Source organism: Limnobacter sp. (genome assembly GCF_964228395.1).
Lineage (GTDB): Bacteria > Pseudomonadota > Gammaproteobacteria > Burkholderiales > Burkholderiaceae_B > Limnobacter.
This window is the reverse complement of the sequence record NZ_CAXQZX010000045.1, coordinates 1-9,533: the sequence shown is the minus strand read 5'-3', so window position 1 is coordinate 9,533 and position 9,533 is coordinate 1. Positions and strand designations below refer to the sequence as shown.

9 protein-coding genes and 1 pseudogene are annotated in these 9,533 nt (G+C 54.9%); all 10 read right to left on the bottom strand.

All coding sequences use genetic code 11. The annotated features are described in order from the left end of the window. Nucleotides 1-398 (bottom strand): annotated as a pseudogene (locus ACEQU8_RS03350) (ribonuclease HII); the annotation flags it as partial. A 3-nt stretch (nucleotides 399-401) separates the two neighbouring features. Next, nucleotides 402-1,568 carry a lipid-A-disaccharide synthase gene (lpxB, locus tag ACEQU8_RS03345; RefSeq protein ID WP_370261452.1) on the bottom strand — a complete coding sequence of 389 codons (1,167 nt, stop codon included), beginning with the start codon at nucleotides 1,566-1,568 and terminating at the stop codon, nucleotides 402-404. A 3-nt stretch (nucleotides 1,569-1,571) separates the two neighbouring features. Further along, entirely contained in the window at nucleotides 1,572-2,360 is a 789-nt protein-coding gene (gene lpxA, locus ACEQU8_RS03340) for an acyl-ACP--UDP-N-acetylglucosamine O-acyltransferase (protein WP_370261451.1), read from the bottom strand. A 29-nt stretch (nucleotides 2,361-2,389) separates the two neighbouring features. After that, nucleotides 2,390-2,839, bottom strand: coding sequence for a 3-hydroxyacyl-ACP dehydratase FabZ (fabZ, locus tag ACEQU8_RS03335; RefSeq protein WP_370261450.1), 450 nt, complete (start codon nucleotides 2,837-2,839; stop codon nucleotides 2,390-2,392). A gap of 15 nt (nucleotides 2,840-2,854) precedes the next feature. Then, nucleotides 2,855-3,946, bottom strand: coding sequence for a UDP-3-O-(3-hydroxymyristoyl)glucosamine N-acyltransferase (gene lpxD, locus ACEQU8_RS03330; RefSeq protein ID WP_370261449.1), 1,092 nt, complete (start codon nucleotides 3,944-3,946; stop codon nucleotides 2,855-2,857). A 6-nt stretch (nucleotides 3,947-3,952) separates the two neighbouring features. After that, on the bottom strand, nucleotides 3,953-4,477 hold the full coding sequence (locus tag ACEQU8_RS03325; RefSeq protein WP_370261448.1) for an OmpH family outer membrane protein: 525 nt from the start codon (nucleotides 4,475-4,477) through the stop codon (nucleotides 3,953-3,955). A gap of 20 nt (nucleotides 4,478-4,497) precedes the next feature. After that, nucleotides 4,498-6,804, bottom strand: a complete 2,307-nt coding sequence (gene bamA, locus ACEQU8_RS03320; protein WP_370261446.1) for an outer membrane protein assembly factor BamA — start codon at nucleotides 6,802-6,804, stop codon at nucleotides 4,498-4,500. A gap of 51 nt (nucleotides 6,805-6,855) precedes the next feature. Further along, nucleotides 6,856-8,199, bottom strand: coding sequence for an RIP metalloprotease RseP (gene rseP / locus ACEQU8_RS03315; protein WP_370261445.1), 1,344 nt, complete (start codon nucleotides 8,197-8,199; stop codon nucleotides 6,856-6,858). Next, complete coding sequence (gene dxr / locus ACEQU8_RS03310) at nucleotides 8,200-9,417, bottom strand: 1-deoxy-D-xylulose-5-phosphate reductoisomerase (protein ID WP_370261444.1); 1,218 nt, start codon at nucleotides 9,415-9,417, stop codon at nucleotides 8,200-8,202. 8 nt (nucleotides 9,418-9,425) lie between these two features. Continuing rightward, on the bottom strand, nucleotides 9,426-9,533 hold a 108-nt coding region (locus tag ACEQU8_RS03305), incomplete at its 5' end, for a phosphatidate cytidylyltransferase (protein ID WP_370261453.1).

Genomic DNA, 9,533 nt, shown 5'->3' with positions numbered 1-9,533 from the left:
GTGTTGCCATCCCCCACCACCAGGCAACGCTCAGGCGCGAGACCGGCCTGTTGAACGACTGCATCCACGGCTCGGTGCATGGCGAGCAGGCTGGCTTTTAAAATATTCAGGCGATCAATTTCTTCCACGCTGGCCTGTGCCACGGCGTGTGCTACGGCGTGTTGTTGAATCAAGGTGTAGAGACCATCGCGCCGCTTGGGGCTGAGGGTTTTTGAACAGGCCAGCCCCTCGATGCCAGGGTCTGCATTCAGCATGGCGGCACCTGCCACCACGGGGCCGAATAAGGGGCCTCGCCCCGCTTCATCCACACCAATTACGTTTAGACCTTGGGCTTGGGCATAAGCACACAGCGCCGGCCAAGGTTCGCTTTGGGCAGCCATTGCGCGCAAGTCATCCATGCCTCACCCCTTCATCACCTGCGCAATCGCCTGGCTGGCCAACTGTGCAGATGGCTGGAGCAACAGGCTGTGTTGCGCTTTGAATTCACGCTCAAGATTCTGCCGGTTGGCTTCATCGTCCAACTGAAACAACACCGCCTTACTCAGGGCCTCAGGTGTCGCTGCGTCTTGAATAAACTCTGGCACTGCAAAGCGGTTAAGCAAGATATTGGGCAAACCCACAAAGGGCATATAGCCCTTGCCTTTCATCATGCGGTAGCTCAACCAGGGCATTTTGTAGGCGATCACCATGGGCTTTTGGTACATCATGGCCTCCAGGGTCGCAGTGCCGCTTGCCAATAGCACAGCGTTGGAAGCTGCCATGCATTCGTGTGAGCGACCTTCCATCAAGCGCCAACGCGGACGCAAATCGGGAGGAATCATGGCTTGAAACATGGCTTTTAAACCACCCGGCGGCATGGGAGTGACAAACTCCAGTTTGGGTTTGTGCTTCAGCAGTTCTAAGGCCGTGGCCACAAAAGCGGGCCCGAGATGCTTCACCTCAGCGCTGCGACTTCCGGGCAAAACTGCCAGCAACTCCGCCTGGGCATTCAAACCCAGGACCTGGCGATGCGCGTGCAGGTCGATGTTGTTTGGCACCAATTGGGCCATGGGGTGGCCAATGTAAGTCGACGAGATTCCCTCTTTGGCCAGCAGGGCCGGCTCAAAGGGGAAGATGCACAACACATGGCTACAGGCGGCTTTTATTTTATGAATTCGCTCCATACGCCATGCCCAAATGGATGGGCACACCATGTGCACCGTGGGCACACCGGCCTCCTTTAAAGCGAGTTCAAGCGCCAAATTAAAATCTGGTGCATCTACCCCAACCATGACCCTGGGGCGAGCCACGTCACGCCAGTGAGCGATTAAGCGCTTGCGCATCGCCAGCAGGCGTGGCAAATGACGAAGCACTTCCACATAACCACGCACCGACAACTCTTCGGAGCCGTGCAAGGCCTGCACGCCCAAATCGCGAAGCTTGGGGCCTGCAATGCCCTGCACGCTCAAACCCTGCCGGGTAATCAGGGGCTCAATGGCCAATGCGCCAATCCAGTCGCCCGAGGCTTCACCCACGGCGATGGCCACATCACTGGGCTCAGAAGGATAGGACTTGTGTTGGACCGGCATGAATTAGCGAATAATGCCGCGCGTGGCCTGGTCCAAAAAAGCACGCATCGTGGCCAAGTGGGTCTTGGCATCTTCTGGGGCTTGGGCTTGAAGCGTATCAATCGCCTCTTTGGCTTCCGCAAGACCAAGCCCTTGGCGATAAATCGCCTTGTACGCCCGCTTGATATTCAAAATGGCATCCGCAGAAAAACCCCTGCGTTTCAAACCCTCTGCGTTGATGCCAGCAGGTGTGGCCGGGTAACCTGCAGCCATCACAAAGGGAGGGACATCCTGAGTGAGTTTGGTCTGGAATGCGGTCATGGCGTGTGCGCCCACGCGAATAAACTGATGTACGCCACTCATGCCGCCCAGAATTACCCAGTCTTCGATGTGGACATGGCCAGCCAACTGCACGCTATTGGCGATGATGGTGTTGCTGCCAATGTGACAATCATGTGCGATGTGTACATAGGCCATGATCCAGTTGTCATTGGCCACGGTGGTTTTGCCACCATCTTGCACAGTGCCGGTGTTGAAGGTGCAGTACTCCCGCACGGTATTGCGGTCGCCGATCACCAACTCGGTAGGCTCCCCTTTGTATTTTTTGTCTTGGGGGTCGCCTCCAATCGTCGCGCTGCCATGAAACACGTTGTCTTTGCCAATGGTGGTGTGGCCGCTCACAATCGTATGCGGCCCAAGACGGGTGCCTGCGCCAATTTTTACATGAGGCCCAATCACGCAATATGGACCCACCTCCACGGTGGAATCCAGTTCAGCTTTGGGGTCGATGATGGCGCTGGGGTGGATGGTCATGGCGACGATTCGGTCCTAGAATAAAAAACTTACACTTCCCGCGCGGTGCACATCAGATCAGCTTGGGCGGCCACGTTGCCATCCACCAAAGCCTTGGCACTGTATTTCCAGATGCCGCGGGACACACGCTCTACTTGCACATCGAGCATCAACACATCGCCAGGCACCACCGGGCGCTTGAAACGGCAATTATCGATGCCAACAAAATAGTAGACAAAATTTTCGCCAGGCTTGGTTTCCATCGAGTTAAACGACAGCAAGCCAGCTGCCTGCGCCAAGGCTTCCATGATGAGCACGCCGGGCATTACAGGGTGAATTGGGAAATGCCCAGGGAAAAACGGCTCGTTGTAGCTCACGTTTTTCTGAGCCAAGATGCGCTTATTGGGTTCAAGTTCGAGCACTCGGTCTACCAGTACAAAGGGGTAGCGATGCGGCAGTTGTTCAAGGATTCCCTTGATATCGATGAGTGGCGTAGTCATAGCTTCTGAGTCACTTTAAAGATTTATTTTATTTTTGAGTGCGCGTACATCGGCGCGCAACTTCATGATCTGTTTCAGCGCAACGGCTGTTTTTTCCCATTCCTTATGGTCTTGCAGGGGGAAGATGCCACTGTAGGCGCCTGCCTCCTTGATGCTGCTCATCACCGCCGAGCATCCTGATATGTGGGTACCGTCGGCAATTGTTAGGTGGCCCAGCAACATCGCAGCGCCGCCCACTGTGCACCGGGCACCAATGTGCGTACTACCTGCCACTCCAACGCAACCCGCCATGGCCGTGTGCTCGCCAATGGTCACATTGTGGGCGATTTGAATTTGATTATCCAGCTTAACCCCAAACCCAATCAGGGTGTCGTCGATGGCACCGCGGTCAATCGTGGTGTTTGCACCAATTTCAACATGGTCGGCGATTAGCACACGCCCAACCTGCGGAATTTTTATCCAGGTGCCTTTGTCATTGGCGAACCCAAAGCCATCAGCACCAATCACCACGCCCGCGTGGATAATGCAGTGTTGCCCAATTTCGCATTCCTGATAAATGGTGACGTTGGGGTGAATCAATGTGTTTGCACCAATTGTTACGCAATCGCCCAGCACTGTACCGGCGCCGATACAAGCGCCCTCGCCCACTGAGCACCCCCGCCCCAGCACCACATTCGGACCTATGATTGCACTGGGGTGCACGTTGGCTGTGGCGTCCACGACGGCGGAAGGATGCACGCCTGCCTCGGGTTTGGCTTGGCTGGCGGACACCCACCACTGCTGAACACGGGCGTAGACCAGGTAAGGGTCGGGCACCAACCAGGCAATCGGCAGATATTGGTCAGCCTGTGAATGTGCTTGGACATGCGCCTGGAGATCGTCTAAATGCCCTTCACGCACCAGCACAACAGACGCCTGGGTGCAGAGCAACAAGTGTTTTAGTTTGGGGTTAGACAAAAAACTCAGATGCTCTGGCCCCGCCCGCTCCAGGGATTGGATTCCCTTTAACAAAGGCAGTGGGCCGGGTGGAAGCTCACCATGAAACGAGGCCAGCCGACCGCCAAAAAGCGCCAGCAGGCTGGACAGACTCGTTTCAATAAAGGTCATGGTGCTTTATTTGGCCGCGTCCAGGCTGGTCAAAACCTGGTCGGTGATGTCGATGCGTTTGTTGGCGTAAACCGCTTCCTGGAAAATGATGTCGTAATTCTCTTTTTCAGCGATTTGGCGAATCACGCGGTTGGCACGCTCAACCAATTCACCCACCACCTGATTCTTGCGTTGAGCCAAATCTTCTTCAAACTCACGACGCTTGCGCTGAAAATCCCGGTCCATCTCTGCCAGGTCGCGCTGGCGCTTCACTTTTTCTGCCTCTGGCAGAGTAATGGCGTCTTTGTCCAATTTTACGGCTTCGGCCTTCACTTTGGCAGCCAGGTCTTCCAGCTCTTTTTGACGCTTTGCGAAATCGCGCTCCAGGCGCTTCTGGGATTCAACCGCGAATTTGGAGTCTCGCAAAATGCGCTCGGTATTTACAAAACCGATTTTGGCCGCCTGGGCCTGAGACATGGTGGGCATGACTACTGCCATTGAAAGGGCGGCGCCAATCAGCATGCGTTTCAAACTTTTCAAATCTTTCTCCATGATTTTCAAATGTTGTTCGTTTAGAACCCAGTGCCAATGGTGAACTGGATTCGTTGGGTTTCATCTGCAGGCTCTTTGTTCAGCGGCACACCCAGACTGAACTTCAATGGGCCCACGGGCGACAGCCAAGAAATACCTACGCCAGTGGAGTAACGCAATTCGCCCAGTTTGATCCGCTCGCTTTCCTGGAAAACGTTGCCCGCATCCAGGAAGGTGAAGGCGCGGAAAGTGCGGTCTTTGGACATGCCTGGAATCGGGAAGAAGAACTCAGCATTGCCAACCAGACGTTTGGCACCGCCCGTGGGCACGTTGTCGAGGTCACGGGGGCCCAATGATGAGGAACGGTAACCACGCACCGTGCCAATACCACCGGCATACACATTCCGGAAAATTGGGTAGGGCGAATCACCGTAACCAAAGCCCGCGGTCACTTCGCCGTTCAAAGCCAAGGTGTACAACTTGCCGATCGGGAAGTACCACTGCTCTTGGTAGGTGGTGCGCAAAAACTCCTGATCACCCAAGGGTGTGGCCACCTCAGCGGTGAGCCTGCGCACTTGTCCGCGTGTGGGGGCAACGGCGGAGTCACGACTGTCGAATGAGTAACCAGCGTTCAACAAAATGGCGTAACTTGAATTGCCAAATGCATTGACATACCGGCGGAAGCGGTCGGGGCTAAGCGGCCCCACTTCAAGGTCTGTGCCTTCATAACCAGCACCAAAAGAAATGCGTTCGTATTCGCTGATGGGGTAACCAAAACGCAAGCCTGCGCCTGTGGTTTCAATGATGTAATCACCCAGGTTCAATTCGCTGGGATCGGTGCGGCGGTTGTACACTTCGAAGCTGCGCGATACGCCATCGATGGTGAAATACGGGTCGGTTTCAGAGAATGATATGGTGCGGTTCACCTTGCTGGTGTTCAGCTCCAAGCCCACCGTTTTACCCGTGCCGAAGAGGTTTTGCTGCTGAATGGCCGCTGAAAGAATCAGACTGTCCGTGCTGGAAATACCGGCACCAAGCAGCAGGTTGCCGGTCGGCTTTTCAGTGACGTTCATGTTCACATCAACCTGATCAGAGGTTCCGGGCACAGGTTGGGTTTCAATATCGACTTCGGAGAAATAGCCCAAGCGGTCCACGCGTTCTTTGGACAATTGAATTTTGCGCGAGTCGTACCAGGACGATTCAAATTGCCGGAACTCACGGCGGATCACCTCGTCTTTGGTTCGGGTGTTACCGCCGATGTTCATGCGGCGAACATACACCCGTTTGCCGGGGTCCACAGCAATGTTGATGTTGACCTGCTGCTTTTCTCGATCGAGTTCGGGAATCACGTTCGCATTGGCAAATGCATAGCCGTAGTTGCCCAAGCGATCTTGAATGGCCTTGGTGCTGTCGGACAACAATTCCCCGTTGAAGGTTGAACCGGTTTTGGCAAGAATCAGGCTCCGAAGTTCTTCATCACGGCCCAGCAATTCGCCTGTCAACTCAATATTGCCAAAACTAAACTTCTGGCCTTCTTTTAAGGTGATGGTGATGTAGATGTCTTGCTTATTGGGCGCGATTTGAACCTGAGTGTTCTCGATGTTGAAGTCGGCATAACCGCGATTCAGGTAAAAGGAGCGCAGTTTCTCGAGGTCGCCACTCAGCTTTTGTCTGGAGTATTGATCGTTCTTGGTGTACCAAGACATAAAACCCGAGGTTCCCAAAGAGAATTCATCAAGCAGGTCGTTTTCAGAAAAATCTTTATTGCCAAGAATCTTCAACTGCTTGATGGAAGCAGATTCGCCCTCGTCCACATTGAACGTGATACTCACACGGTTGCGAGCAAGTTCATCCACGCGGGTCTGCACCTGCGCGCCATACTTGCTCCGAGACAAATACTGACGCTTCAACTCTTGCTCGGCTTTGTCCAGCAGTGAGCGATCAAAAATCAGCGACTCGCCCAGGCCAATGCCCTTTAGGGCTTGCTTGAGCGTGTCTTTGTCGAACTCTTTGGTGCCGTTGATTTCGACGGAGGCAATCGCCGGACGCTCCACCACGCTGACCACCAATACATCTCCACGCGCTGAGATTTTAACGTCATCGAAAAAACCAGTGGCAAACAGGGCTCGAATGGCTTGCAAAGCTTTTTCATCGCTGAAGGTGTCGCCTACTCGAATCGGTAGATAACTAAAGACCGTACCCGCCTCTGTTCGGCGTAGGCCCTCGACTTCGATGTCTTTGACCACAAACTGGTTGACAGCTGCCTGCACACCACCAACAGACAGGGCGCAGACTGCAACGACAGGAGCCACCAGCCGAGCGGGAAAGAGAATACTTCGAATTGTCATTCAGATCGTTCCTACCAACCTTTGCAGGTTGGACCAATATGGGTGAAGGCCTTAAAAAAGCAGCCTTTGAATATCATTAAACAGGGCCACACTGGTGAGCACACCAATGAGCAGAATTCCGATTTTTTGGCCGCGCACCTGCCAAACCTCGTCCACAGGCTTGCCCCGAACAATTTCGGCAAAATAATACATCAAGTGCCCGCCATCCAAGAGAGGGATGGGCAAAAGATTCAAAATCCCTAGGCTAACAGAAACCATGGCCAGGAAACTGAAGAACGGCAGGATACCGAGGCTGGAGGACTGCCCTGCCGCCGAAGCAATAGACACAGGGCCACTCAAATGATTCCACGACAAGTCACCGGTGAGCATTTTGCCCAGGGCAACCAAAGAAAACACGCTGATCTCGACCATGCGTTCACCACCGGCCACCAGCGACTGCACGGGCCCCAGTGGGCGCTCCACCCATTGGGGCTCACCACCAATCGACAAGCCCAGACGCCCAACACTGGCGCCCGACTCAGATGGCACCGCGTCGGGTACGGCGCGAACATCCAACACCTCGCCCGCCCGGCGTACGGTGATCACCATGGGCTCACCAGGTTTGCCCTGCACCCATTGGGTGAACTGTGAAGAACTTTGAATGGGCAGCCCATCCTGCGCCAGCAACTGGTCCCCGGTCAAGAAGCCTGCGGCCTGCGCTGCGCTGCCCTGCGCCACGCCACGAACCTGAATATCGTTTTCTTGGGGGGCCAACCCCAGGCCAGGCATGAGCCCAGGGCCAAGGTCAGCAGAAATTTCAGCCGAAGGAATGGGTTTCAGCGTAAAAGATTGCCCAGCGCGATCTATCGCGAGTTCGATGTCGTTTCTGAAGAGGCGAGCCTTTAAGATGGCCCAGGTGGCATCGCCCCAAGTGCCAACAGGCGTGCCGTTGACGTGGGTAATGGAATCTTGCCCTTGCAAACCAGCTTGAGCCACCAAGCTGCTGGGGGCCGGCTCGGCAACCACCGTGGCAATGCCCTTTGGCTGCATGTAGGCCAAAAAGCCGTATAACAAAGCCGCCAGAAGCAAATTGGCCAAAGGGCCAGCCAACACAATGGCGATGCGCTGGCCTACCGGTTTGCGGTTAAAAGACTCATCAAGATTAATGTCGTGCCCTTTCAGGCTGTCGGGATCGCGCTCATCCAGCATGCGCACATATCCACCCAGGGGGATCCAGCCGATGGTCCACTCCACCTTTGTTTTTTTATTGACCCATTGGTAGATCGGCTTTCCAAACCCCACTGAAAACCGGATGACCCGAACATTGAAGTAGCGGGCAACGCTGTAGTGCCCGTACTCGTGAATAAACACGAGAATACCCAAGGCCACCAGAAAAGAAAAAATCGAGTTCAACATTTAAAACACTTGCCCGGACAATGATCTAGCTGCAGCCAGCGCCTGCTGGCGAACCGCGTGGTCTAGACCAAAGGCGTCGTCCAGGTTGGCCACGCGGTACCCCTCAAATTGTGCCATGCAATGCTCTGTAATGCGCACAATGTCCATAAAACCAATTTTTTCCTGAAGAAACAGGTCTACACACACCTCATTGGCTGCGTTGAACACGGGCGCCAGCGTCGCGGCCTTATCTAGCGCATCAAAAGCCAGACGTAGCATGGGGAACCGGCTTAAATCAGCCTCCTCAAATTGCAACTGGGCTATTTTTGCCAGGTCCAGCCGCGGTGACCCAGACTCGATGCGATCAGGCAAACCCAGCACATGGGCGATGGGCGTGCGCATGTCTGGACATCCCAACTGCGCCAGCATGCTACCGTCTCTGTATTCCACCAACGAATGCACAATCGACTGTGGGTGAACCAACACCGAAAGTTGTTTGGGAGGAAGCCCAAACAACCACAGAGCCTCGATCAGCTCCAGCCCTTTGTTGGCCATGGTCGCGCTGTCAACAGAAATTTTTCGACCCATGACCCAATTGGGATGCGCAATGGCTTGTGCAGGGGTGACTGCGGCCAACTCCTCGAGCGGCTTGTTTCTAAAAGGGCCACCAGAAGCCGTGAGCACCAGCCGTTCAATGCCAAATTGATCAGCACGAGCCACGTTAAAGTCGGCAGGCAGGCATTGGTAAATGGCGTTGTGTTCTGAATCAACGGGCAACAATTGAGCGCCCGAACGTTGACAGGCGTCTATCATGAAGCGACCCGCCAACACCAAAGATTCTTTGTTGGCGAGCAATACGCGTTTGCCCGCCTGCAACGCTCTCAAGGTGGGGCGCAAGCCCGCAGCTCCAACGATGGCAGCCACCACGGTATCCACCTCACCAGCGCTGCAGAGGTCGCCCAGGGCCTCTTCTGCCAGCACTTCAGGTTGGTAGCCCAGCCTTTGGGCCAAGCGCTCGCCGTAGCCTTGGGCGTGCCAACGTGCCAGGGCTTGGGAATCACAAATCACCAAAACGCGAGGGCGATGGTTTGACGCTTGTTCCAGCAGGCGATCAATATTGGTGCCAGCCACCAAACCATGCACCCGAAAACGCTCGGGATGACGGGCAAGCACATCCAGGGTGTTCACCCCGATAGTGCCAGTTGCCCCCAGAATAAGAAGAGACTGCTGTTTCAACATGCCCACCACTACGCAGCACCCGCAAACACCAACAACACTGCCAGAGGCAACACGGGGAGCTGCGCGTCGATACGATCCAATACGCCGCCATGGCCTGGCAGCAATTGGCTGCTGTC